The 22842-nt window shown below is 61.8% G+C and carries 24 protein-coding genes and 1 pseudogene; 17 read left to right on the top strand and 8 right to left on the bottom strand.

Annotated elements, in window-relative coordinates:
- Window position 1 precedes the first annotated feature (1 nt).
- The 6 genes from J5Y06_RS18100 to J5Y06_RS18075 form a co-directional block, all read right to left on the bottom strand.
- The gene (locus tag J5Y06_RS18100; RefSeq protein WP_209336597.1) at window positions 2–1285 is read right to left on the bottom strand and encodes a CpaE/TadZ family protein; all 1284 of its coding nucleotides are present in this window, start codon (window positions 1283–1285) and stop codon (window positions 2–4) included.
- Window positions 1286–1310: 25 nt separating this feature from the next.
- A complete protein-coding gene (locus J5Y06_RS18095; protein WP_209336596.1) occupies window positions 1311–2009 on the bottom strand; it encodes a CpaD family pilus assembly protein in 699 nt (232 codons plus the stop codon).
- 14 nt (window positions 2010–2023) lie between these two features.
- Window positions 2024–3607 (bottom strand): type II and III secretion system protein family protein, encoded by a 1584-nt coding sequence (locus J5Y06_RS18090; protein ID WP_385932563.1) that lies wholly within the window; start codon window positions 3605–3607, stop codon window positions 2024–2026.
- Between the two features lie 23 nt (window positions 3608–3630).
- Entirely contained in the window at window positions 3631–4449 is an 819-nt protein-coding gene (gene cpaB / locus J5Y06_RS18085; protein WP_209336595.1) for a Flp pilus assembly protein CpaB, read from the bottom strand.
- A gap of 144 nt (window positions 4450–4593) precedes the next feature.
- Window positions 4594–5106, bottom strand: coding sequence for an A24 family peptidase (locus J5Y06_RS18080; protein ID WP_209336594.1), 513 nt, complete (start codon window positions 5104–5106; stop codon window positions 4594–4596).
- 129 nt (window positions 5107–5235) lie between these two features.
- Window positions 5236–5409, bottom strand: coding sequence for a Flp family type IVb pilin (locus J5Y06_RS18075; RefSeq protein WP_209336593.1), 174 nt, complete (start codon window positions 5407–5409; stop codon window positions 5236–5238).
- Window positions 5410–5757: 348 nt separating this feature from the next.
- On the opposite strand from J5Y06_RS18075, the gene J5Y06_RS18070 reads away from it, so the two are divergent.
- The 14 genes and pseudogenes from J5Y06_RS18070 to J5Y06_RS18010 all read left to right on the top strand — a co-directional run bounded on the left by J5Y06_RS18070 (window position 5758) and on the right by J5Y06_RS18010 (window position 18672).
- Window positions 5758–6177, top strand: a complete 420-nt coding sequence (locus J5Y06_RS18070; protein ID WP_209336592.1) for a pilus assembly protein N-terminal domain-containing protein — start codon at window positions 5758–5760, stop codon at window positions 6175–6177.
- A 127-nt stretch (window positions 6178–6304) separates the two neighbouring features.
- A complete protein-coding gene (locus J5Y06_RS18065) occupies window positions 6305–6901 on the top strand; it encodes a TadE/TadG family type IV pilus assembly protein (protein WP_209336591.1) in 597 nt (198 codons plus the stop codon).
- Window positions 6894–7523 (top strand): TadE/TadG family type IV pilus assembly protein, encoded by a 630-nt coding sequence (locus J5Y06_RS18060; protein ID WP_245248075.1) that lies wholly within the window; start codon window positions 6894–6896, stop codon window positions 7521–7523. The genes J5Y06_RS18065 and J5Y06_RS18060 overlap by 8 nt, the downstream gene beginning before the upstream one ends.
- Window positions 7524–7585: 62 nt before the next feature.
- Window positions 7586–8818 carry a phosphopentomutase gene (locus tag J5Y06_RS18055; RefSeq protein ID WP_209336590.1) on the top strand — a complete coding sequence of 411 codons (1233 nt, stop codon included), beginning with the start codon at window positions 7586–7588 and terminating at the stop codon, window positions 8816–8818.
- The gene (gene mutM / locus J5Y06_RS18050) at window positions 8811–9701 is read left to right on the top strand and encodes a bifunctional DNA-formamidopyrimidine glycosylase/DNA-(apurinic or apyrimidinic site) lyase (protein WP_209336589.1); all 891 of its coding nucleotides are present in this window, start codon (window positions 8811–8813) and stop codon (window positions 9699–9701) included. Before J5Y06_RS18055 ends, mutM begins: the two co-directional genes overlap by 8 nt.
- A 47-nt stretch (window positions 9702–9748) precedes the next feature.
- Window positions 9749–10522, top strand: coding sequence for an enoyl-CoA hydratase (locus tag J5Y06_RS18045; protein WP_209336588.1), 774 nt, complete (start codon window positions 9749–9751; stop codon window positions 10520–10522).
- A gap of 150 nt (window positions 10523–10672) precedes the next feature.
- Entirely contained in the window at window positions 10673–10945 is a 273-nt protein-coding gene (gene rpsT / locus J5Y06_RS18040; RefSeq protein ID WP_209336587.1) for a 30S ribosomal protein S20, read from the top strand.
- 860 nt (window positions 10946–11805) lie between these two features.
- Window positions 11806–13284, top strand: a complete 1479-nt coding sequence (gene dnaA / locus J5Y06_RS18035) for a chromosomal replication initiator protein DnaA (RefSeq protein WP_245248094.1) — start codon at window positions 11806–11808, stop codon at window positions 13282–13284.
- A gap of 174 nt (window positions 13285–13458) precedes the next feature.
- Window positions 13459–14577: a DNA polymerase III subunit beta gene (dnaN, locus tag J5Y06_RS18030; protein WP_209336585.1), complete on the top strand. Its 1119-nt coding sequence runs from the start codon at window positions 13459–13461 to the stop codon at window positions 14575–14577.
- A gap of 23 nt (window positions 14578–14600) precedes the next feature.
- Window positions 14601–15743 (top strand): DNA replication/repair protein RecF, encoded by a 1143-nt coding sequence (gene recF, locus J5Y06_RS18025; RefSeq protein WP_209336584.1) that lies wholly within the window; start codon window positions 14601–14603, stop codon window positions 15741–15743.
- Between the two features lie 39 nt (window positions 15744–15782).
- Window positions 15783–16538, top strand: a pseudogene (locus J5Y06_RS23145) (molybdopterin-synthase adenylyltransferase MoeB); the annotation flags it as partial.
- Window positions 16539–16628: 90 nt separating this feature from the next.
- The gene (locus J5Y06_RS23140) at window positions 16629–17018 is read left to right on the top strand and encodes a GNAT family N-acetyltransferase (RefSeq protein ID WP_245248092.1); all 390 of its coding nucleotides are present in this window, start codon (window positions 16629–16631) and stop codon (window positions 17016–17018) included.
- On the top strand, window positions 17015–18265 hold the full coding sequence (locus J5Y06_RS18015; RefSeq protein ID WP_209336582.1) for an aconitase X: 1251 nt from the start codon (window positions 17015–17017) through the stop codon (window positions 18263–18265). The genes J5Y06_RS23140 and J5Y06_RS18015 overlap by 4 nt, the downstream gene beginning before the upstream one ends.
- Entirely contained in the window at window positions 18262–18672 is a 411-nt protein-coding gene (locus J5Y06_RS18010; protein ID WP_209336581.1) for an aconitase X swivel domain-containing protein, read from the top strand. Before J5Y06_RS18015 ends, J5Y06_RS18010 begins: the two co-directional genes overlap by 4 nt.
- Here the strand turns inward: J5Y06_RS18010 and J5Y06_RS18005 are convergent.
- On the bottom strand, window positions 18669–19670 hold the full coding sequence (locus J5Y06_RS18005) for a 2-hydroxyacid dehydrogenase (protein ID WP_209336580.1): 1002 nt from the start codon (window positions 19668–19670) through the stop codon (window positions 18669–18671). The genes J5Y06_RS18010 and J5Y06_RS18005 overlap by 4 nt on opposite strands.
- A gap of 158 nt (window positions 19671–19828) precedes the next feature.
- Between J5Y06_RS18005 and J5Y06_RS18000 the strand changes: the two genes are divergently transcribed.
- Window positions 19829–20386: an SH3 domain-containing protein gene (locus J5Y06_RS18000; RefSeq protein WP_209336579.1), complete on the top strand. Its 558-nt coding sequence runs from the start codon at window positions 19829–19831 to the stop codon at window positions 20384–20386.
- Between the two features lie 29 nt (window positions 20387–20415).
- On the opposite strand, the gene irrA is transcribed toward J5Y06_RS18000, so the two are convergent.
- The gene (gene irrA / locus J5Y06_RS17995) at window positions 20416–20850 is read right to left on the bottom strand and encodes an iron response transcriptional regulator IrrA (RefSeq protein ID WP_209336578.1); all 435 of its coding nucleotides are present in this window, start codon (window positions 20848–20850) and stop codon (window positions 20416–20418) included.
- Window positions 20851–21058: 208 nt separating this feature from the next.
- Here irrA and fabA point away from each other — a divergent pair, with 208 nt between their 5' ends.
- Together fabA and fabB are read left to right on the top strand one after the other, a co-directional pair.
- Entirely contained in the window at window positions 21059–21586 is a 528-nt protein-coding gene (gene fabA, locus J5Y06_RS17990) for a 3-hydroxyacyl-[acyl-carrier-protein] dehydratase FabA (protein ID WP_209336577.1), read from the top strand.
- Window positions 21587–21621: 35 nt separating this feature from the next.
- On the top strand, window positions 21622–22842 hold the full coding sequence (gene fabB, locus J5Y06_RS17985) for a beta-ketoacyl-ACP synthase I (RefSeq protein WP_209336576.1): 1221 nt from the start codon (window positions 21622–21624) through the stop codon (window positions 22840–22842).

Raw genomic sequence — 22842 nt, 5'->3', positions numbered from 1 at the left:
CCTATTTCTTGGAACTCTTGGACGATTTCAGGCGCCCGAACAGGTCGCCGAGGCCGGAGCGCTTCCGCGCTTTCACTTCGCTGCGCCCCGTCAGAACATGGGCGATCTCGTTGATCGTCTGCACAATCACGTGCTTGGGATCCATTTCGCCCAGCATGCGACCGTTGTTGGCGGCCGTTCCGAAGAAGTGCGGATCGAACGGGATCACCGCCATCGGCGTCAAACCGAGCGGATCGGCGAAATCGGCCGCGCTGATTTCCGGGCGCTTGGGCATGCCTGCCTGGTTGATGATCAGCTTGGGCGGCGCGTCGTTGGGGCGCAGCTTCTTCAGCGTGTCCACAATGTTCTTGGTGTTGCGGAGATTGGCGAGCTCCGGAGTCGCCGTGATCACCACGTCATCCGCCTGCATCAGCGTGGTTTTTGTCCAGCCGTTCCAAACATGCGGCAGGTCGAGCACCAGCATGGGTGCGCTGCGCTGCGCCGTTTCGATGATCTGCTGGAAGGCGTCGGGCTCGAAGTCATAGGTGCGATCGAGGGTCGAGGGTGCTGCGAGGAGCGACAGCTTTTCGGCGCATTGTGCCAGCAGGCGATCAAGATAAACCTCGTCGATCCGCTCCGGCGCAAACACCGCTTCGGCAATGCCTTGGGCCGGGTCCTGGTCGAAATTGATGTTCGCCGTGCCGAATGCCAGGTCCATGTCGGCAATCACGGTCTCGGAGCCGAACAGCTTGGATTGCGTCCAGGCAAAATTGTGCGCCAGCGTCGACGACCCGACGCCACCCTTGGCGCCAAGGAAGGCGATGGATTTGCCGAGCGGCTCGGCTTCCGGATCCACAAAGATCGAGGCGATCACGGCCAGAATGTCGGCCATGGAGATCGGCGCCACGACATATTCGGAGATGCCGGAGCGGATCAGTTCGCGGTATAGCCAGACGTCGTTGTAGTGGCCGACGACGATAACTTTGGTGCTCGGGTCGCAAACCTCGGAAAGCTGATGCAGGGATGCGAGCAGTTCTTTGGGCTCGTGGCGCGACTCCAGGATGATCAGGTTCGGCGTCGGCGCGCTCTGGTAAAGGTCGAGCGCGCTGGCGATCCCGCCCATGTGGACTTTGACGTGGGCCCGAGCCATCCGGCGATCGTCTGCCGCCCGGTCGATTGGGCCAGCGACGGAGTCCGTTTCGCAGAAAGCTTGGATGGAAATGCGCGGGATCGGCCGCAGGTTCTGGAGCGCCACGAGTTCGTGATCCAGATCGCCTTGGCTGCTCTCGTAAGCAAGATTTGTCATTGGTGACGTATCCCGTGGACGCTGATCAGTTCGCGTCGTAGTCGATGGTGGGTTCGAAGCCGATGTCCTTGGCCTTGTAGTCACCGATCGCTACGCCGCGATTTTCTGCATCGATCGGCCCTTGCTTGCGGGGTCCGAGAAGGTCCGCAGGGTTGGCGATCTGGGCTGCAAGGTTGTTTTGGTAGGAACAGCCGAAATTCGCCCAATGCTTGTTGTCGGTGGTGTCGCCGATGTCTTCCGGCCAGCGGCCGCAAGGCTTGGTATAGGCCTTCATCGCCATCGTAGACACGCGGATCGGCGCCGCTGTTTCGCCAGGGCGGGCACGGTAAGCCGCCGTGGCGATGCGGTGCGGTGGCACACCATTGCGGGTCATCACGGTCATCAACTCGTGGGCAGCATTGGAGGCGGCGAGTTCGTTGGCCGAACCGACTGGAACAATGATGGTCACCGGCGGCTGCGCGGCTGTGTCGTAGTCTGCGAGGAAGCCTTCAAGCGCAATCTTCTGAGTCGGCGTCATGCCGCGATCTGCCATGCCGACCGGCAGGTCGATCTTGCGTTCCTTTTCGCCGATCATGATTGGATGGTTCGTGCGGTAGTCATCCGGCACCGAACCGACGATCACCGAGTCGGGCTTGTTGGTTGAGCAGCCTGCAGCAAAAGCAATGGTTGCAAGAGCAACCGCCGCCAGAAGCTTGCCGGGCATTCGGGAGATCTTGTTCTGCATGGTGGCGCCCCCGCTCACTTGTAGATGTAGCCGACGACGCCGTGATAACGGCCGTTCGGGAGATCGGTCTTCATCGTGCCGTAGACACGGTTGACCTTGTTCAAAATGAAGCTTCCGCCGTCAGACGCCGGGTTGAAGTTGTCGTCCGGCTTTGCGAGTTCGTTGCGCGCAACCGGGCGGGACAGATAAGGCGTGACGATAATCACGAGCTCGGTTTCGTTGCGCACAAAGTCCTTGCTTCGGAACAGAGCGCCGAGAACCGGGATCTTGGAGAGGCCCGGCAACCCAGCGGCAACCTGCCGGACATCATCGCGAACGAGTCCTGCGATCATCATGGAACCGCCAGACGGCAACTCGATCGTCGTGTCTGCGAGACGCTTGCGAATGGAGATCATGTTTGTCCCCATCATATTCACCCGCGGATCGAGGTAGGACTCGAACCTGCCGGGGCGCCGGGAAGGCCCCGCCTCGAGATTGACCGATCCTTCGCTTGTCGGCTCGGAAACCGACGTGCGCACCTTCAAGCTGATGCGACCTGGAGAAAGGACGGTCGGCTTGAACTCTAACCCGATTCCATACTCGATCTTTTCTATTTCGTATGTCGTTTGACCTGTTTGGTTGTCGAGGGAGACCGTGCTGTCGCGACCATTGACGATGTTGAACTCGCCACCCACGCGGAACGTCGCCTGCTCACCGGAAACAGCCGTAAGCGTGGGCTCCGCCAGCGTCTTCATAACGCCCGCTTGTTCCATGGCCTGTATATAGCCATCGATCAGAGAGGTTCCGAAGCCCACGCCGCTGGGCGAAAGCTGTTTACCCAGTCCATAGCTGGACTCCGAAAGTGCGCCCCAGGTGAAGCCGTTTGAGTTATCTCCAGCCAGCAGGTTCACACCAAGCTGCTTCATGACTGACCGGCTGACCTCAGCCACCGTCACCTTCAGCGTAACCTGATCTTCGCCGACAATCTGGATCAGGTTGACGATCCGGCTCTGCTGGCGCTCCGAGTCCGGATTGTTGATATCCACCCCACCACCGTCGCTCGCAGCCGCTGCGGTTTGCGCGTATTGGCCGGTGGTGGCTTCACCGCCCGTGACGAAGATCTGCGCCAATTGCGCTGCCCGTGCGGCATCCAGCGGCGTATCCACAGTGCCGGTCAGCACCACGTTGTCGTTGAGAAGTTCGACCGTGATGTCCGAGCCCGGAATGAAGCGCTCGAGATAGCCCTCGAGGCCGGCAACGTCGCGCTCCACCGCAATGTCGTAATTGCCGATCTGCTCGCCATTCGGGCCGAACACGATCACGTTGGTTTGGCCGACCGACTTGCCGAACAGGTAGATGCGTCGTGCGGTGCGGGTCACGGCATCGGCAACGGCCGGGTTCGCGACCAAGATATCATAGGCATCTGAAGGGAGTTCAAGCACAAAGGACTTGTTCAGCCCAAGCTTGATCACGTCCCCGCGACTTGCATAGCCGGTGCCGACGAATTTACCGGATTGTGCGAGCGCGGCACCCGGTCCCACCGGCATCGCCATCGTCGCGGCGAGGAGCGCCACGGTGGTGTTCAAGCCGAAACGACGCATGGCACTCTTGCGATTCATGATCTTCGCCTTCGACGCCGGCATCAGCGCGCCCCCTGTTCCGAAAATTCGCCCGACTTGATCAGGCGGATCGTGCCGCGCTTGCCTTGCCCGTTGACGAGGTAGTCTGCTTCGGCGAGATCCTGATCCTGCGTATCTGTGATGGAGCGCAGCGATAAAGTGAGCCGGTCTGCCATCTGCTGGGCGACCGTTATGATTTCCGCCTGCTGCGGCGTCAGCTCCAGGGTGGCCGTCTGGCCCACCCGCACGCGCTTGCCTTCCTCGTCTTCCTGAATTGCCTGGTCGATCGCCAGCACGCGGATATTCTGCAGGATCGTTTCCGTAACGAAACCTTCACCGGCGCCCGCACCCTGCTCCGTGGCGCGGCGCGTCATGATCACGTCGACGGTGTCGTTCGGAAGGATGAAGCCGCCTGCGGAGGTATCGGCAGCGATTTGAGTTGCAACCGCGCGCTTTCCGCTAGGCAGGATCGACGACATGAAGCTTTGCCCTTGGCCGATCAGCTTGGACCGGCGCAGTGGCTCACCCGTGTAAATGGCATCGCGTGCGATCGACCCTTTCAAGGTTTCCATCGCATCCGGTTCTGCCGAGCGGGTGATGAACCCCTCGCTCACGGCGTCCGCCGGCCAGGGCTGCCATTTCAGCTGGTCCTCGATGGCCGCACCCATCGGCAGGTTGGCGTTCAGCACCAGCACATCTTCGAGTTGGATCTGCGGCGCATCGGGCTGCTGCTGGACCGCGACCACCTGCGGCGGCTGGGCTGCCATGCGTTTGGCCACATAGCCTGCGCCCGCCGCGGCAGCCACGGCGACCCCAAGAATAATGACACGGGATGCGTTCATCTTACGGACCTTCAAACAGGACGCAATCTCTGCGCTGGTCCGGATACTGCCCGTCGAATGGTCAAATTACGGTTAACGGGCAGCTTAGAAACGTGCTTAATTTAATCTTTAGTCAATTAGGCCCGATCTCTGGGGTCGAGCTGTTCACCTTGTACCTAGTACCCAAAGCGCCAGTGCAGAGTTTGGGAACGCCAGAAGACCTGCGATGCCGAGGGCGATTCCATAGGGGATGCCGGCTTTGCTATCAGCCAGGTGGCGCAAAAACAGGTTGTTGCTCGCGTAAATGGCAAATGGGGAATAGCGGAAAGCAAGGATGCCGATCGTCAGCAATCCGCCAACCATCCCGCTCCAGACGACATATTGCGCCAGCGGAAGACCCAGCCCCATCCACACGGAGGTGGCAGCGAGCAGTTTGGCATCGCCACCACCCATCGCACCGATCGCAAACAGTCCGAAGGTCACGGCAAGAACAAGCCCGCCTGCTGCGAAGTGCATGCCGTAGGTTTGCCAGTCCATGCCAGTGAGCGGTGCAAGAGCAGCAAATGTCACAACGAGAAGGATCGACACACGATTGGCAATCGTCATCGTGACCATGTCGGACACAGCGGCATACACCATGCAGAACGGAAAGATCACGAAGATGGCTGCGCTGAGCATGGCGAGACTCCGTCGGGTGTGACCGCCACTTACGGTCGAGAGCGGCCTTTAAGATCTATTTCGATAGTTCAGGAAAAAGAAAAGGCCGCCTCCGGGGAGACGGCCTTTTGATGAAGCCGCTGGTCTGGCTTACTGGGAGTTTGCCAGTTCGCTGGCAACGAAGTTGAACTGCTCGCTCAGGCCTTCACCCAGCGTGGTAGCGCCGGCAACGATAGCGAGGGCGATCAAAGCGGCGATCAGGCCGTACTCGATAGCGGTAGCGCCGGATTCATTCTTGGCAAAACGTGCAAAAAGCTTGGACATGTTTTGAGCTCCTACTCAACGCGGTTACAGCAAGTCCGTCAACGTTTCTGCTGTGTCGATCGGATGAGTGGAAACTAACCTGAAGCTGTTGCAATCGGCTTAAAGGACGCGCTTAATCAATCCTTACTTTTCCTCAAGCAGTGGCGTAGTTAACACACGCTTGCCTTGCGCAAGGTTGCGAGCGCCACAAGCTGTTTCCTGCTCTGTTGTTCCCGCGGATCTTGGAAGCGCCGTTTTTATGGTTACGAAAGTCCTAATCGTGTCGCCTTAGGGGCCACTGGTGAGACTTAACGCTTGTTTCACCAATCTCCTTCATGTTCCGTGAAGAACTCGCTTCCGGAGATCACCATGCGCCTTTTTCAGTTCGCCGCCGCGCCGATGTTTTTGGCAGCCGCTTTGTGGGCTGTGCCGGCCAACGCCCAGGCGGAGGGAATAGAGGTGGTGATGAACCAGGCCAAGATTGTGAAGGTTGCACGCCCGATCGACACCATTGTCATCGGCAACTCGGCCATCGTGGACGCCTCGGTTCAGGACTCGCAGACGATCGTGCTGACCGGCAAGGGCTTCGGCAGAACCAATGTGGTGGTGCTGGACCAGCAGGGCTCCCCGATCGTGGACCAGCAGGTCACCGTCTCGCGCCAGGAAGCGGGCTCAATCCGGGTTTATCGCCGCGCCCAGGTGCAAACACTGTCTTGCACCCCGTTCTGCGAGGGCGCCTATAAGAATGACGCGGAACGGCAATCAGAAAGCGAAATCAGCAGTCAGTAATCCGTCGAGGCCTTCGGTTAACGGATCCTTTTTTCGCAGCTTTGAATCCAATCTACTTTCAAAACGGGACAGCAAGGCGCTCCGTGTAGGGTGTCAGCATCAATCCAGCCACGGCTGAGGATCATCGATGCAACCCTTCCAACCTCGCAAGAGGCTCGATCACACCACACCGGCCCCTCGCTGCACGAGCTTGCGCGGCTTGTTTCGGTCTTTTCGCCAGCACCGGGGCGGCAGCACGGCCATCGAGTTCGTGGCGCTGGCCATTCCGTTTTCGTTGCTTGTTTTTGCGATCCTGGAAAGCTGCCTTTCGTTTGCTGGGCAGCAGATGCTTTCCAACACGGCCGACGACATCGCCCGTGAGTTGCGCACCGGCCAACTGCGTCCGGCCCAGGTCTCTGGCACCAAGCTGGAAGACATGATCTGCGAGCGTATGGGCGTCATCGCTCCCGGCGATTGTAAAGCCAACCTCGAAGTCGATCTGCGGCAGTTCACGAGCTTCGCCGATGCCGCGGCGGTTCGCATCCGTCTGACGGCCGACGACGATATTGACACATCCGGCTTCGCCATCAATCCCGGCGCTTCGGGCACCATCAACATGCTGCGCGTGTTCTACCGCTGGCCTGTGATCACCGATCTCATGCGCCGCTCCATGTCCAATCTCAAGGGCGGAAACACACTGCAATTCGCCACCGCCACCTGGCAGAATGAGCCGTTCGATGACTGACCTCGCTTCCGGAGTTTTCGCCATGCTTCCGAACAGGGCTTTCAAAGTCGCGCGCAGTTTCCTGCACGACAAGCGCGGCGTCGCGGCCATTGAGTTCGCTTTCATCGCGCCGATCCTCCTGTGCATGTACCTCGTCACCATGGAAGTTTCGCAGGGCATCGAGGCCAACAAGAAGCTTGGCCGCGCCGGCAGCATGGTGGGCGACCTGATTGCCCAGCAGCCCGAAATCACGCGCAGCGAAGTGCAGGCAATCATGCGCATCGGCGATTCCCTGCTGCAGCCCTATAACCGCAGCCAGCCGATCATCAACGTCACCGCCATCCGCATCAGCGACGAAACCACACCGAAGGCAACCGTGGCCTGGTCGCGCAAGATGGCGGGCGGGAGCTTCACTGCCGGCCTGGCGAAGAATGCGACCGTCACGGTGCCCGCCGCATTGCGTACTCCCAACACCTTCCTGATCCGAGTGGACAGCGGCCTCGCCTATGAGCCCGTGATTACCTACACGGCGGGCCAGAAGCAGGCGCTCGGGCTGCAAGCAGCGTTTGACGGGATCTCCATGAACGAGACCTATTACCTGCGGCCGCGCATGAGTGCCGAGATCCCCTGCAACGACTGCTGATCTCCCGGCGTTGGAGAAAGCGCGCCGGCAGTTTATCTGTTGCGTGTTGCAAGGGACCTGGCATGGCGCGCGCTTTCCTATTCGTTCTTGATTCCTTTGGCGTCGGCTGCGCGCCCGACGCGGATCGCTACGGCGATCTCGGCGCCGACACCTTCGGCAACATCCGCGCTGCCTGCGCCGACGGACGGGGCAACGCGGAGGGCCTGCGGCGGGGGCCGCTGCTTTTGCCCAACATGCAAGCGCTGGGACTGCTGCACGCATCCGCGTTGTCCCACAACGCGTCCCTTCCACCACCTTCCACCATCGGGTTTTTTGGCGCGGCAACGGAGATCTCGAGCGGCAAAGACACGCCATCCGGTCATTGGGAGCTCGCGTCCTTTCCCGTGTCGACAGACTGGGGCTATTTCCCGGACACCATTCCGAGCTTCCCCCCCGCTTTAACCCGGGCCATGATTGAGGAAGCCGCCTTGCCGGGCATCCTCGGAAACTGCCATGGCTCCGGCACGGGCGTTCTGGAGGCATTCGGCGAAGAACATATCCGAACCGGCAAGCCCATCTGCTACACATCGGTAGACTCCGTGCTCCAGATTGCAGCGCATGAGGAGCATTTCGGATTGGAGCGGCTTTACGCGCTGTGCCAAACAGTGCGCCGCCTCGTGGATCCCCTGAACATCGGTCGCGTCATTGCTCGTCCCTTTCTTGGCGAAACGGCGGGAACATTCCAGCGCACGCCCAACCGGCGCGACTTCGCCACGCCTCCGCCCGGACCGACTTTGCTGGACCGTTTGACCGAACGAGGCCGCCGCGTGATCGGGATCGGCAAGATCGGTGACATCTTTGCCCATCGCGGCGTGACGGAAACGCGCAAGGGTGCCGGAAACATGGCCATGTTCGACAAGGCCCTGAGCGCCATGGACGATGCCGCAGATGGCGACCTCGTTTTTGCCAACTTCGTGGATTTCGACACCAATTTCGGCCATCGCCGCGATGTGCCCGGCTATGCTGCTGCCTTGGAAGCGTTTGATGCAAGGTTGCCTGAGGCGCTGGACCGACTTCGTGCGGGCGACATGTTGATCCTCACCGCCGATCACGGTTGCGACCCGACCTTCCGGGGCACCGACCATACGCGTGAACGCGTGCCCATCCTCGGCGCGGGACCGGGCCTCCAGCCTGTGTCAGTTGGCATCCGCGCAACCTATTCCGACGTCGGGGAAACGGTTGCCGCGCATCTTGGGCTGGAACCCGTTGGTCCCGGAACGTCCTTCCTGCCGCAGATCAGGGGTCCTCGTGCCTGAGCTGCCGGAAGTCGAAACCGTTCGACGCGGCTTGCAGCCCCTGATGGAAGGCGCCTCGATCACGCGGCTCGATCTGCGTCGACCGGATTTGCGGTTCCCGTTTCCCCCGGATTTCGCGATGCGTCTCCAGGGGCGTCGCATCGATGCTCTCGCGCGGCGCGCGAAATACCTCTTGATGCATCTCGACGACGGGTCCGTTGTGATCGCCCATCTCGGCATGTCGGGTTCGTTTCGAATCGAGCAAGAAAGCGAGACCGATCAGCCCGGCGCTTTTCACCACCCGCGGTCCAAGGACCAAAAGCACGATCACGTCGTGTTCCACCTTTCGCGGCCGGAAGGAGAAGCGCAGGTCATCTTCAACGATCCGCGCCGCTTCGGCTTCATGCTTCTGGCCGAAGCGGATACCTTGACGGCCCACCCGCTGCTGGCTGATCTCGGCGTCGAGCCAACCGGCAACGCGCTTGACGGCGCGCTCCTGTCCGACATGCTGCGCAACAAGAAGACGCCGCTGAAGTCGGCGTTGCTTGACCAGCACCTGATTGCCGGCCTCGGCAACATCTATGTCTGCGAAGCACTGTGGCGGGCAGCCTTGTCGCCCAAGCGGCTGGCCGGAACGATTGCGGGTAAGCCAGGCAAGGAAACCGTGCGCAGCCGGCGTTTGGCCGAAGCAATCCGAACCGTTATCGCCGATGCCGTTGCGGCTGGCGGATCCACCCTGCGGGACCACCGGCAGGCCGATGGGTCGCTCGGTTACTTCCAGCACTCCTTTCAGGTCTACGACCAGGAGGGATCGCCCTGCGCTCGCCTGTCGTGCACAGGCGTTGTGCAGCGTATCGTGCAGGCGGGACGGTCCACTTTCTATTGCCCCCGCTGTCAGCGCTGATATTGGTCGCGCTGATGAAGCGCTGAGCGGACCAACTGGAGGACACCATGGCCTACGAAACGATCCTGACTGAAACCCGTGGCAAGGTCGGGCTGATCACGTTGAACCGACCGCAAGCGCTGAATGCAATCAACAGCGGCCTGACGCGGGACGTATTGGCCGCTCTCCAGGCCTTTGAAGCGGACACCACGATCGGCTGCATCGTCATCACGGGTTCGGAAAAGGCGTTTGCAGCCGGTGCGGACATCAAGGAGATGCAGAGCCGGAGCTTCGTCCAATCTTATCTCGACGACTTCTTCGCCGAATGGGATGCCATGCTGCGGGTGCGCAAGCCGATCATCGCAGCGGTTTCCGGTTATGCGCTGGGCGGCGGCTGCGAGCTCGCCATGGCCTGTGACTTCATTATCGCTTCTGACACCGCCAAGTTCGGCCAGCCGGAGATTACGCTCGGCGTCATGCCCGGCATGGGCGGCTCGCAGCGCCTGACCCGCTTCGTGGGCAAGTCGAAGGCCATGGATATGTGCCTGACGGGCCGCATGATGGATGCAGCGGAAGCCGAGCGCAGCGGACTGGTTTCGCGCGTCGTTCCAGCGGGCGAGCTTCTGGAAGAAGCCCTCAAAGCCGCCGACAAGATCGCCAGCTTCTCCTTGCCGGCCGTGATGATGAACAAGGAAGCGGTGAACCGCTCCTATGAGGTCAGCCTTTCGGAAGGGCTGCGGTTCGAGCGTCGCGTTTTCCATTCCATGTTCGCGCTGGAAGACCAGAAGGAAGGCATGTCCGCCTTTTCCGAGAAGCGGAAGCCGTCCTTCAACAATCGCTGAGCCTTTGCGGCGCGGCAAAGGGCGGAAAGGCATTGACGCTTTGCCAATCTCTGCCTATAAGCCGCGCCACGTGTGGTGGCCTCGTGGCTGCCGCTTTGTTTTTTGTGCGGCCTCGTGCCTGCACCCCCTGACGGTTAATAGAGAGGCATTATGGCCAATACAACTTCGGCCAAGAAGGCGGCGCGTAAGATCGCCCGCCGCACCGCGGTCAACAAGACGCGTCGTTCGCGTGTTCGTACTTTCGTGCGCAAGGTCGAGGAAGCATTGCTGGCAGGCGACAAGGAAGCCGCAGCCGTGGCCTTCAAGGCTGCCGAGCCTGAACTGATGCGTGCAGCCGGCAAGGGCGTGATTCACCGCAACACGGCGTCGCGCAAAGTTTCGCGCTTGGCTTCGCGGCTGAAGACGCTTTCCGCGTCCGCCTAAGCGACTTTCCAGTTCCATCTTGAAACCTGGCCTGAGGCCAGGTTTTTGTTTGCCGACTCGCAGGCTCCAAACGGAGCCGCGAGGCGGTTTTTTGCGTTTGCTGTTTCAGCCCGCCTGACAACTTCGGCTAAGCATTTGAAAATGCTGTTGTAGCAGCTATTCTTTTCCGGATGGCCATCGTCAAAAACGTTGTATAAACAGCATTTTGCCGGACGTTATCCACAGGCTTCCCACAAGCAGGACGACCGGTCTTGGAGGCGTGAGAGTCAAGCAATTTCTTTGAAAATTTTTATTCTGTGACCGTACAGAACCGGCCGTCGCGAAAAGCTCTAGATTCCGAAAGGGCTTACAAGATTAACGCGCTTTCGGAGTGCTGCCAAAGTCCGCCGATCGCTCAATAAACGTTAAAATTCGATGAAGTGGGCGCTTGTCTGGCGTCGTTGGGAAACGGTAAAGTCCTTCTCAGCCAAAGGGGTCGGACGGGGGTCTTTAACCCAACTCGGACATGCAGGGTCGCTGCGTCGGCAGTTTTGCCGATGAACGGACGTTGTATACTTTTGCGCTGGTTTCGACAGGTGCCAACCCACAACAGCCGTTGTGAAGCGAGGATGGTGGATTCGCCAGCCACGCCGGAGGTTTGCCCATCGACAAGGAGATCTTGAACCGGTCCGCTGAAGACCGGAGCAGAGTTGACGGGCTGTGTCTTTGCTTACGAGGAGCGAAGGCGCAACAAAATGCGGGCTTCGCAATCCTTGCGAGCCCTGACAAGAACGGACGAGGGACGGCATAGAATGCAAAGCGGCGTTGCAGCACGAATTGACTACAGCCATCCGGCGCAGATCGAACTTCATGAGGGGCAAATGGACATTGGCGGCGGAGCCGGCGAACTGGTTTTCGAGCGCGTAAAAGTCCAACTGCGCACTCGGCTCGGTGCTGAAGTGTTCAACAGCTGGTTCGGCCGTATGAAACTCGCCGAAGCGTCCCGCGGTATCGTCCGCTTGTCGGTTCCAACTGCGTTTTTGCGCTCTTGGATCAACAACCACTACATCAAGACGATCGACGAGTTGTGGAAGGCTGAAGAACCTTCGACGCTCAAGGTCGAGGTAATCGTTCGCTCCGCCACGCGATCCACTTCCGCCGCCGCACCAGCCGAAACCACGAAGGAGCCGCGTCGCTCCACCAAGTCTACGGGAAGCGCTGCCACGGCTGCGAAGTCTTCCGCGCCCGCCAACTCCAGCGCTCCCCTTCCGCGCAACGCGGCGCCGGTCGAGATCGAAGCGCGCGGATCCAGTGTCGGGTCGCCGCTCGACCACCGCTACACCTTTGAATCCTTCGTTGAAGGCCCCTCCAATCGGGTTGCCTTCGCTGCCGCCAAGGCCGTGGCTGAAACCGCGCCAAACGCCGTTCGCTTCAATCCGCTATACATCCATTCCTCCGTGGGCCTGGGCAAGACCCACCTCCTCCAGGCAATCGCCGCCGAAGCCATTCGCAACCGGCCGGGCTCGCGGGTTGTTTACCTGACCGCCGAGTACTTCATGTGGCGCTTCGCTTCCGCGATCCGCGACAACAGTGCGCTGGCTCTCAAGGAGCATCTGCGCGACATCGACCTCCTGATCATCGACGACATGCAGTTCCTGCAGGGCAAGTCGATCCAGCACGAGTTCTGCCATCTCATCAACATGCTGCTCGACAGCGCCAAGCAGGTGGTGGTTGCGGCCGACCGTCCAGCGGCCGACCTGGAGTCGCTGGAGCCCCGTGTGCGGTCCCGCTTGACCGGCGGTGTGTCCCTGGAAATGGCGGCGCCGGACTTCTCGATGCGCTTGTCCATGCTGCGCGGGCGGCTCCTGGCCGCGCAGGCCGAGGATCCGACGATCGAGATCTCGGATGAAATCCTCAACCACATCGCCCATGCGGTTCCAGGCAGCGGCCGCGAAGTGGAAGGTGCCTTCAACCAGGTGCTGTTTCGCCGCTCGTTTGAACCGCAGCTCGATATCGAGCGCATCGACGAGATGCTCGCCCACATCTTCCGTTCCGGCGAACCGAAGCGCGTGCGCATCGAGGAGATCCAGCGCATTGTTGCGCGGCACTATAACGTGTCGAAAACGGAACTCCTGTCGAACCGTCGTACCCGCACGATCGTCAAGCCGCGCCAGGTTGCGATGTATCTGTCCAAGGTACTGACGCCCCGCTCCCTTCCCGAGATCGGCCGTCGCTTCGGCGGGCGCGACCACACCACGGTTCTTCATGCCGTGCGCAAGATCGAGGATTTGTCGACGTCCGACACCAAGCTTGCCCAGGAAATCGAGTTCCTGCGCCGCCTCATCAACGAGGCGCAATAACGGCGCGATCAGCCCTGTTGATCGGGCCTGTTCACACAGGCCGAAAAACTTGCTTTCGCGGCGGAATTGTTGTCAGTCTGCCGCGATTCCGACCCAGGTTCCTCCTTGGTCGGCGGGACAAGCGGACCCTTCTCCGTGCACCCTGTCCCGTTTCTTTTCTGTCGGGACAGTGTCATGCGCGTAGTTCTGGAACGCTCGAACCTTCTCAAGTCGCTCAACCACGTCCACCGCGTGGTGGAACGCCGCAACACCATTCCGATCCTGTCCAACGTGCTTTTGGCAGCCGACGGCGCGGATTTGTCCTTGAAGGCGACCGACCTCGACCTCGAAGTCACCGAAACCATTGCTGCCATGGTGGAGCGCGCCGGCTCCACCACCGTTCCGGCGCATCTTCTTTACGACATCGTGCGCAAGCTGCCCGACGGCTCGGAGGTGATGCTGAAGCTCGACGAGGACGGCAACGCCATGACGGTGATGGCCGGGCGCTCCAGCTTTCGGCTCCAGTGCCTGCCGCAGTCCGATTTCCCGCAACTCACCGCCGGCACCTTCACCCATATCTTCCAGATTCCGGCGCCCAACCTGAAGGGTTTGATCGACAAAACCCAGTTCGCGATCTCCACGGAAGAAACGCGCTATTATCTCAACGGCATTTTCCTGCACACGCATGGCGACGGGGCGGACCTGAAGCTGCGCGCGGTTGCAACCGATGGCCATCGCCTGGCGCGATCGGAAACGGCTGCCCCTTCGGGTTCGGAGGGAATGCCTGGGATCATCGTGCCGCGCAAAACGGTCAGCGAGTTGCAGAAGCTCCTCGACAACCCGGAAACAACCGTCACCGTGGAACTCTCGGACACAAAGATCCGCTTCACGATCGGACCGGTGGTTCTCACCTCCAAGCTGATCGACGGCACTTTCCCGGACTATCAGCGCGTGATCCCCACCGGCAACGACCGCAGGCTCATCATAGACCGGCAAAGCTTCGCCTCCGCCGTGGATCGCGTTTCCACCATTTCCTCGGAGCGTGGCCGGGCGGTGAAGCTTTCGATCGCCAGCGGTCAGGTGGTGCTTGCCGTCAACAATCCCGATTCGGGCAGCGCGACCGAGGAACTGGCAGCGGACTACGATTCGGATCCGATCGAGATCGGCTTCAACGCCCGCTACCTCCTCGACGTCGCGGGGCAGCTATCAGGCGGCGATGCGCGTTTCATGCTGGCCGATGCGGGTTCGCCGACCTTGATCAACGACATGGCGGATGACAACACGCTTTATGTCCTCATGCCGATGCGCGTCTAGAACGCGCTTCAGCATCCGTCGTCTTGGCCGAACCCAGCTTCATTCAGAAGTTCCAGCTCGCGAACTTCCGCAACTACGCGCAGCTGTCGGTTCGCTTCCAGCCCGGCGCCGTGGTGTTCTTTGGCGCCAACGGGGCCGGCAAGACCAACCTTCTTGAAGCGCTTTCTTTCCTATCACCCGGCCGTGGCCTACGCCGCGCGAGCTACGGCGACATTGCGCGCGCCGGGTCCGAGGATGGCTTTTCGATCTTCGCTGAAGTTTCCGGCGCGGCCGGTGATGCCGCGATTGGCACCGGAACGGGCGCGGCCGGCATTCAGGAGGCAGCCGATGGCGGCCGTCGCGTGCGCATCAACGGCGCGCCGGCGAAAGGAGCCGATGATCTTCTGGAATGGCTGCGGGTGATCTGGCTGACACCGGCCATGGATACGCTGTTTACCGGCCCAGCGGCAGACCGACGGCGCTTTGTCGACCGGCTGGTGCTGGCGATCGATCCGCAGCATGGACGTCGCGCACTCGACTACGAGAAGGCCATGCGCGGTCGCAATCGCCTGCTTGCGGAAGAGAGCCGTGACACGGCCTGGCTCGATGCTATCGAGATGCAGATGGCCGAAACCGGCACCGCGATTGCCGTCGCCCGCGTCGAGCTCGTGCGTCTGCTCACCAGCCTCATCGACGGCATGCCGGATGGTGCCGCGTTTCCCCGCGCCGGCATCGCACTGTCCGGCTTTGTGGAAGACCAGGTCGCCACGCGGCCGGCAGTGGACATCGAGGAAAGCTTCCGCGCCGCCTTGCGCGACAACCGCTTCCGCGATCGCGTGTCGGGCCGCACGCTGGATGGCCCGCATCGCGCCGATTTCCTTGTTCATTACCGCGAAAAGGACATGCCGGCAGCCCTTTGCTCTACCGGCGAGCAGAAGGCGCTTCTGATTGGCCTGATCCTGTCGCATGCCCGGCTCACCTCGGCCATCACAGGGCTCGTGCCAATCCTGCTCCTCGACGAGATCGCCGCCCATCTCGACGAAGGACGGCGGGCCGCGCTGTTTTCCATTCTCGAGGAGATCGGCTGCCAAACCTTCATGACCGGCACCGAGCGGGCGCTGTTTGCCAGCCTGGAAGGCCGAGCCCAATTCCTCCATGTTTCGGATGCCGCAGTTCAGGCGGGCTGAGTTGCTGACAGGCGCGGGGCGGACGCCTATGCTTTCCCCATGAGTGCTGTTTCCCCTCCCCTTTCCCCCGACGAACTCGCCCGATATGCGCGCCACATCGTGTTGCCGGAGGTCGGTGGGGCCGGGCAACAAAAGCTGAAGCGCGCACGGGTTCTTGTGGTGGGTGCGGGCGGCCTTGGTGCCCCGGTGCTCGCCTACCTGGCCGCAGCCGGCGTGGGCACGCTGGGCATTCTCGACGACGACACCGTGTCGCTTTCCAATCTGCAGCGGCAGGTGATCCACACCACGGCCGCCGTGGGCGAGGCCAAGACCGTTAGCGCCGCGCGAGCCGTGCAGGCCGTCAACCTCCATGTCGTCGTGGAACTTCATCCGGTGCGGCTGGGTGCCGCCAATGCGGAAGCGCTTGTTGGCGCTTACGATCTTGTGGTGGACGGCTCCGATAATTTCGAGACGCGTTACCTCGTGGCTGATGCCTGCGCTGCGACCCGCAAACCCCTGGTGCACGCGGCGATCGGACGGTTCGACGGGTCCCTGACGGTGCTGATGCCTTACGCCGAAGGACCGAACGGGCAGCTCCTGCCTTCCTATCGCGACCTGTTCCCCGAACCGCCACCGGAAGGACTGGTGCCGTCCTGCGCGCAGGCTGGCGTTATCGGTGCCTTGGCCGGCGTGATCGGCACGCTGCAGGCCATGGAGGCGATCAAGCTGATCACCGGGATCGGGGAGCCTTTAGTGGGCCGGCTTCTGCTTTACGATGCGCTCGCCGCCCGCTTCGACACGATCACCTACAAGCGTCGCAAACCGGCATTTCAGGTGGCGCAACTTCCCGCAACGTTCGGTGCCTGGGGCGATCTCCTTGCCCTGATCCGTCGCGCTTATGCGCCCATGGATGGCGTGATCGATCCCCCGTCCTCCACCCTTGACGTCACGCCGCAGGACTTGCAGCAGAAGGCCGCGCGCGAGACCGTCTTCGTCGCTGAACAGGGCGGCCGCTTAATCGGATGCGTGTTTCTCCACGATCAGGGCGATCACCTTTACCTCGGCCGGCTTGCCGTCGATCCTGCCTTGCACGGGCAAGGCGTGGGTGGCGCCCTCATCACGAAGGCCATCGATCACGCAAAGGCGCTGGGCCGCGAAGCCATCGAGCTGCAAGCGCGCGTTGAACTGACGAAGAACCACGCGATCTTCAGCCGCTTCGGCTTCAAGGAGACCGAGCGTACCAGCCATCCGGGCTATGATCGCCCAACCTCCATCACCTTCCGGAAGCAGCTATGAGCCTGATGCTCACGGCCGAGGAGCAGGCTGTCGCTTCCGGCACGGATGGTGCCGCGGTGGCCATGCGCCTCGTGGCCGAAAGCGCCCGCCTCCTCGGCGCCCCACGGCTCCTTCCCATTGCCTCTGCCCACATCGACGGCGCGCTTTATCATGGCGATTCCGGCACCTTGTTTGCCGAGCGGCTGGTGAACGGTGGCGCCAAAGCGAGTGTGCGCGCCACGCTCAATGTCGGCGCGCTCGACCTTACCGGATCCTGCCGCGTCAGGCTTGCGGACCACCCGCGGGAGATGGCGCGGCGGATGATGCGAGCGTATCGTGCGCTTGGCTGCGAGCCGAGTTGGACCTGCGCGCCCTACCAGGCGGGCCACCGCCCCACCTTCGGCACCGATGTGGCCTGGGGCGAGTCCAACGCCGTTGTGTTCTGCAACTCCGTGCTGGGCGCGCGGACCAACCGCTACGGCGACTTTCTCGACATCGCCTGCGCCGTCACCGGCCGCGCACCCGACACAGGGCTGCACCGGCCGGAAAACCGCCGCGCCACCCTTGTGTTCGACGTTTCGGCGCTGCCGCGCCGTTTCCTCGAATCAGATGTGGCGTGGCCGATTCTCGGATCGCTTTACGGCCGAACGGTTGGAGACGCTGTTGGCGTGGTGATGGGGATCGCCGCCCATCCCGGCGAGGATGCACTGAAGGCGTTCGGCGCCGCCGCAGCCTCTTCCGGGGCAGTGGGCCTGTTCCACATCGTCGGCGTAACGCCGGAAGCACCAAATCTTTCCTCCGTGCTCGCTGATGGTCCCGTCGAGTCCGTCACGGTTGATACGGCGTTGATACGATCCGCGCAGGCGGCCTTATCCACCGCACAAGCCGGCGACCAACTGGACGCTGTGGCCATCGGCAGTCCGCATCTTTCGCTGGACGAATGCCGATCGCTTCTGCGGCTGCTCGACGGACGAAAGGTGCGCGTTCCCTTCTACGCCTGCACCGGCCGCCATGTGGTGGCGGAGCTTGAGCGGCTCGGCCTCCATCAGGACCTGCAAAGCGCCGGTATCACCCTCGTGGTGGATACGTGCGTGGTGGTCACGCCGATCATGGACACGCTGCCTTCCGGTGTCCTCATGACCAATTCCGGCAAGTTCGCGCATTACGCGCCCGGCAACACCGGCTATTCCGTGCTTTACGCAGCGCTTGCCGATTGCATCGAGAGTGCCGTTGTGGGCCGCCCCGTTTACGGGAGCCTGCCAGCATGAGCAGTCAGGCCAAGGTGCTGGTGCCCGGCCAGGCTGGTTGCGGCCCGGCACTGGTGTTTGAGGCGCCGATCAGCTTCTGGGGCGGCATTGATCCGGCGACTGGTCGTGTCAGCGATGTGCGCCATCCCCAATGCGGCGAATGCATCTCTGGCAAGGTGATCTTCCTGCCGGGCACGATCGGATCGTCGTCAGCATCCGCCGTGCTTCTGGAACTGGTGCATGCGGGGCATGCGCCGGCAGCCGTTGTTCTGGATGCTCCGGATGCAATCCTGCTGCTCGGCCTGCTTGTTGCCCGGGAGATGGGCTGGCCCACGCCCGTCGCGGTGCAGATGGCGGCCGCAGAGCAACCGGCTTTCGCCAGCCGGATCGTCACGGTAGCCGCGGACGGCCGGATCAGCGCACGCTAGATCCGGTTCGGCAGAACGCGGTCCGGCGGACGATGGCCGTCAAAGAAGGTGCGGATGTTGATGATCACCTTCTCGCCCATGTCGATGCGGCTTTCGATGGTGGCGGAGGCCATATGCGGCAAAAGCACCACCTTCCCCTGCCTGGCGAGCTTCACCAGCTTGGGGTTCACCACCGGCTCCTGTTCAAAGACGTCGAGCCCCGCGCCCGCCAGTCTGCCCTCCTGAATCATCGCAATCAGCGCCGCTTCATCGACGATATCGCCGCGCGCCGTATTCACGAGATAAGCGGAAGGCTGCATCAGAGCCAGGCGTCGCGCCGAAAGCAGATGGAAAGTCGCCGGCGTCGAGGGACAGTTCACCGAAATGAAGTCCATGCGCGCCAGCATTTGGTCGAGGCTTTCCCAGTAGGTTGCCTCCAGATCATCTTCCACTGCGGCCGAAACGCGCTTGCGGTTGTGATAGTGGATGGACAGGCCAAACGCCTTGGCGCGCCTGGCCACGGCCGTTCCGATGCGACCCATGCCGACGATGCCCAGGCGCTTGCCGGAAATGCGGCGGCCGAGCATCCAGGTCGGCGACCAGCCAGCCCATTTACCCTGCGTTTGCAGGATTTCCGCACCCTCGGCCAGGCGCCGGGGGACGGACAGGATCAGCGCCATGGTCATGTCGGCGGTATCCTGGTTGAGGACGTTGGGCGTGTTCGTGACGGTGATGCCCTTGGCAGCCGCTGCGGCGACATCGACATTGTCGACGCCATTGCCGTAGTTGGCGATCAGCTTCAACTCTGGACCGGCCTGCGCAATGACCGCGGCATCGATGCGATCGGCAACTGTTGGCACCAGAACCTGCGCTTCACGCACAGCCGCCACCAGTTCCGGCTGCGTCATGATGTGGTCGTCTTCGTTCAACCGCGCGTCGAACAGTTCGCGCATCCGGGTTTCCACCGGATCCGGCAATTTGCGCGACAAGACCACGAGCGGTCGCTTGCGGTTCACCATGGTGCTGCGCACTCCCCGCGCGGGTCTGTTGAGACCTCTTTAACCAAGATTTGGGAGACTTCGAACTGTCTCCGCACCTGACAGGTCCTACCAAGCGCCTTTGCGGAAGACAAAGGGAAAAGGCGGGCTGTCCGCCACCACGATCGGGAAAAGACACCATGAAAGGCCGCCTTCTGCGTTGTTCCGCTGCAGCCGCTTTCCTGGCCTTCGCGCTGCTTGCGCCGGAGGGTCCTGCGAGTGCGCAAACCACATCGGCCCTCGAGCAAACAACGCCACGCGGTACAGGTCTGCCGCTGCCCCGTTTCGTCAGCCTGAAATCCGGACGCGTCAACTCCCGCATCGGGCCAGGCCTCAACTATCCGGTTGATTGGATGTACCTGAAGGCTGGCATGCCGATGGAGATCATCCAGGAATTCGACAACTGGCGGCGCGTGCGGGATGCCGACGGCGCGGAAGGGTGGATCAACCAGTCGCTCCTATCGGGTCGACGCACCGGGATCGTCACGCCCTGGCAGCGCGGCAAGGAAACGTTGATTTCAGTTCTCGGCGAACCGTCCAGGGAAGCCCGCGTTGTGGCACAGGTCGAGCCTGGCGTGATCGGAACGATCAAGACCTGCAATGGCGAGTGGTGCGAGGTCAATTTCGCAGGCCATGAAGGCTGGGTCAGTCAGGCGCTTTTGTGGGGCGCGTATCCCGGCGAAACCGTCAAGGACTGAGGCGGCGCCTCGGTCCACTTCGGAGGGCCTCAGCCGCGCTTCGGCCGCAAGCGGATCACCACGTCGATGTTGGCGATTTCCATGCCTTCGGGAGGCTGTGGCAGTTTCACGAACTGAACGGGACCGTCGCAGATATCCACCACGCGGTTTTCGCCTTCGACGTAGAAATGGTGGTGGTCGGAGGTGTTGGTGTCGAAATAGGTTTTCGCACCCTCCACAGCCAGGATCCGCAACATCCCAGATTCCGTGAACTGGTGGAGCGCGTTGTAAACGGTTGCAAGCGACACCGGCACCCCGGCAAGGCATGCTTCCTCGTGCAGCTCTTCGGCCGACAGATGACGATCACCCTTGGCGAAAATCAGGTGTGCAAGCGCAACGCGCTGGCGCGTCGGACGCAGGCCGGCATCGCGAACGCGCCGTTCCACCGCTTCCAGACACACTGCTGTTTCTGCCGTCTCGCTCATCGTTCTCCAAACGCAGTTCGGCCGTGATGTGGCCATCTGGCGCTGCTTTGCATATATTCTGAAGCGACAAACCGATCAAGAGCGGCACGTTGACCCGCCCTCTCAGGCGGGCTAATCGCGAGAATCTGCGCCGTTCAACGGTGCGAAACAAGAACAGGATCAAAACCGGCCTGTCCGCTGCGGACATCCGGAGGGAGAAGCAAGCAGCATGGCCGACCGCAAAACGAGCTTCGATTACGAGGATCTGCTGGCCTGCGCCCGCGGCGAACTGTTCGGGCCGGGTAATGCGCAACTGCCCGCTCCCCCCATGCTGATGTTCGACCGCATCACCGACATCAGCGAAACAGGCGGCGAGTTCGACAAGGGATACATCCGGGCTGAGTTCGCGATCCACCCCGACCTTTGGTTCTTTCCCTGCCACTTCCCGGGAAATCCGATCATGCCCGGCTGTCTAGGCCTCGATGCCATGTGGCAGCTGACCGGCTTTTATCTCGGCTGGCTGGGCGAACCCGGCAAGGGCATGGCGCTTTCCACCGGTGAAGTGAAGTTCAAGGGCATGGTCACGCCGTCGGTCAAGAAGGTCGAATACGGCGTCGACTTCAAGCGCGTCATGCGCGGCCGCCTTGTGCTTGGCATTGCCGATGGCTGGCTGAAAGCCGATGGCGAGCCCATCTACAAGGCAACCGACCTGAAAGTCGGTTTGTCGAAGCAGGAAGCGGTCGGAACCGCCGTTTAACGGCAACCAGACGCGCCAACATACCGGAGCAAACCATGAGACGTGTCGTTGTAAGCGGCCTGGGCATCGTGTCCTCGATCGGAAACGATGCCGGAGAGGTCGCCGCCTCCCTGCGCGATGCCCGGTCCGGCATCACGTTTTCGAACTCCTTTGCCGAGCATGGCTTCAAGTGCCAGGTTTGGGGCTCGCCGACGATCGATGCCGCCGCACAGGTGGACCGCCGTGCCGCCCGCTTCCTGTCTCAGGGCGGCATGTGGAACCACATCGCGATGAAGCAGGCGATCGCCGACTCCGGCCTCGGTGAAGGCGATATCACCAACGAGCGCACCGGCATCATCATGGGCTCGGGCGGACCATCCACCCGCACCATCGTGGAAGCCGCCGACATCACCGAAAAGAACACCAGCCCCAAGCGCATCGGGCCGTTCGCCGTGCCGAAAGCGATGTCATCCACAGCCTCGGCGACGTTGGCCACCTGGTTCAAGATCCACGGTGTCAATTACTCCATCTCGTCCGCCTGCTCGACTTCGGCGCATTGCATCGGCAACGCCGCGGAAATGATCCAATGGGGCAAGCAGGACGTCATGTTCGCCGGCGGCCACGAGGATCTCGACTGGACCATGTCGAACCTGTTCGACGCGATGGGCGCCATGTCGTCCAAGTACAACGACCGCGCGCCGGTGGCCTCGCGCGCTTATGACGTGGACCGCGATGGGTTCGTGATCGCGGGCGGCGCAGGCGTTCTGGTTCTGGAAGAGCTCGAGCACGCCAAGGCGCGCGGCGCCAAGATCTATTGCGAGCTTGTGGGCTATGGCGCGACGTCGGACGGCTATGACATGGTTGCCCCGTCCGGCGAAGGTGCCGTGCGTTGCATGCGCCAGGCGCTGTCCACAGTGAACGGCAAGGTCGACTACATCAACACGCATGGCACTTCGACGCCGGTGGGTGACTCGAAGGAAATGGGCGCCATTCGCGAGGTGTTCGGCACGGAGATGCCACACATTACCTCCACCAAATCGCTGACGGGCCACAGCCTCGGGGCCGCGGGCGTGCAGGAGTCCATCTATTCGATCTTGATGATGCAGGATCGCTTCATCGGCAAGAGTGCTCATATCGAGACGCTTGATCCGGAATTCGAGGGCATGCCGATCGTGCGCGAACGCATCGACAACGCCACCATCGACACCGTGCTGTCGAACTCCTTCGGCTTTGGCGGCACCAACGCGACGCTGGTGTTCCAGCGCTACGCCGGCTGA

It is taken from the genome of Tianweitania sediminis (assembly GCF_017813335.1).
Taxonomy (GTDB): Bacteria; Pseudomonadota; Alphaproteobacteria; order Rhizobiales; family Rhizobiaceae; genus Tianweitania; species Tianweitania sediminis.
The sequence above is the reverse complement of the archived record's forward strand: the minus strand, read 5'-3'. Positions and strand labels throughout refer to the sequence as shown.

What these genes read in the sequence shown, in the direction of transcription:
- dnaA (WP_245248094.1), top strand. Translation starts at nt 11,806, where the DNA reads ATGGACATTGGCGGCGGAGCCGGCGAACTGGTTTTCGAGCGCGTAAAA.
- J5Y06_RS18015 (WP_209336582.1), top strand. Translation starts at nt 17,015, where the DNA reads ATGAGCCTGATGCTCACGGCCGAGGAGCAGGCTGTCGCTTCCGGCACG.
- J5Y06_RS18010 (WP_209336581.1), top strand. Translation starts at nt 18,262, where the DNA reads ATGAGCAGTCAGGCCAAGGTGCTGGTGCCCGGCCAGGCTGGTTGCGGC.
- rpsT (WP_209336587.1), top strand. Translation starts at nt 10,673, where the DNA reads ATGGCCAATACAACTTCGGCCAAGAAGGCGGCGCGTAAGATCGCCCGC.
- J5Y06_RS18075 (WP_209336593.1), bottom strand. Translation starts at nt 5,409, where the DNA reads ATGTCCAAGCTTTTTGCACGTTTTGCCAAGAATGAATCCGGCGCTACC.
- J5Y06_RS18090 (WP_385932563.1), bottom strand. Translation starts at nt 3,607, where the DNA reads ATGAATCGCAAGAGTGCCATGCGTCGTTTCGGCTTGAACACCACCGTG.
- J5Y06_RS18070 (WP_209336592.1), top strand. Translation starts at nt 5,758, where the DNA reads ATGCGCCTTTTTCAGTTCGCCGCCGCGCCGATGTTTTTGGCAGCCGCT.
- J5Y06_RS18065 (WP_209336591.1), top strand. Translation starts at nt 6,305, where the DNA reads ATGCAACCCTTCCAACCTCGCAAGAGGCTCGATCACACCACACCGGCC.
- J5Y06_RS18000 (WP_209336579.1), top strand. Translation starts at nt 19,829, where the DNA reads ATGAAAGGCCGCCTTCTGCGTTGTTCCGCTGCAGCCGCTTTCCTGGCC.
- J5Y06_RS18095 (WP_209336596.1), bottom strand. Translation starts at nt 2,009, where the DNA reads ATGCAGAACAAGATCTCCCGAATGCCCGGCAAGCTTCTGGCGGCGGTT.
- J5Y06_RS18055 (WP_209336590.1), top strand. Translation starts at nt 7,586, where the DNA reads ATGGCGCGCGCTTTCCTATTCGTTCTTGATTCCTTTGGCGTCGGCTGC.
- dnaN (WP_209336585.1), top strand. Translation starts at nt 13,459, where the DNA reads ATGCGCGTAGTTCTGGAACGCTCGAACCTTCTCAAGTCGCTCAACCAC.
- J5Y06_RS18060 (WP_245248075.1), top strand. Translation starts at nt 6,894, where the DNA reads ATGACTGACCTCGCTTCCGGAGTTTTCGCCATGCTTCCGAACAGGGCT.
- J5Y06_RS18100 (WP_209336597.1), bottom strand. Translation starts at nt 1,285, where the DNA reads ATGACAAATCTTGCTTACGAGAGCAGCCAAGGCGATCTGGATCACGAA.
- J5Y06_RS23140 (WP_245248092.1), top strand. Translation starts at nt 16,629, where the DNA reads ATGGATGGCGTGATCGATCCCCCGTCCTCCACCCTTGACGTCACGCCG.
- J5Y06_RS18045 (WP_209336588.1), top strand. Translation starts at nt 9,749, where the DNA reads ATGGCCTACGAAACGATCCTGACTGAAACCCGTGGCAAGGTCGGGCTG.
- cpaB (WP_209336595.1), bottom strand. Translation starts at nt 4,449, where the DNA reads ATGAACGCATCCCGTGTCATTATTCTTGGGGTCGCCGTGGCTGCCGCG.
- fabB (WP_209336576.1), top strand. Translation starts at nt 21,622, where the DNA reads ATGAGACGTGTCGTTGTAAGCGGCCTGGGCATCGTGTCCTCGATCGGA.
- irrA (WP_209336578.1), bottom strand. Translation starts at nt 20,850, where the DNA reads ATGAGCGAGACGGCAGAAACAGCAGTGTGTCTGGAAGCGGTGGAACGG.
- fabA (WP_209336577.1), top strand. Translation starts at nt 21,059, where the DNA reads ATGGCCGACCGCAAAACGAGCTTCGATTACGAGGATCTGCTGGCCTGC.
- J5Y06_RS18005 (WP_209336580.1), bottom strand. Translation starts at nt 19,670, where the DNA reads ATGGTGAACCGCAAGCGACCGCTCGTGGTCTTGTCGCGCAAATTGCCG.
- J5Y06_RS18080 (WP_209336594.1), bottom strand. Translation starts at nt 5,106, where the DNA reads ATGCTCAGCGCAGCCATCTTCGTGATCTTTCCGTTCTGCATGGTGTAT.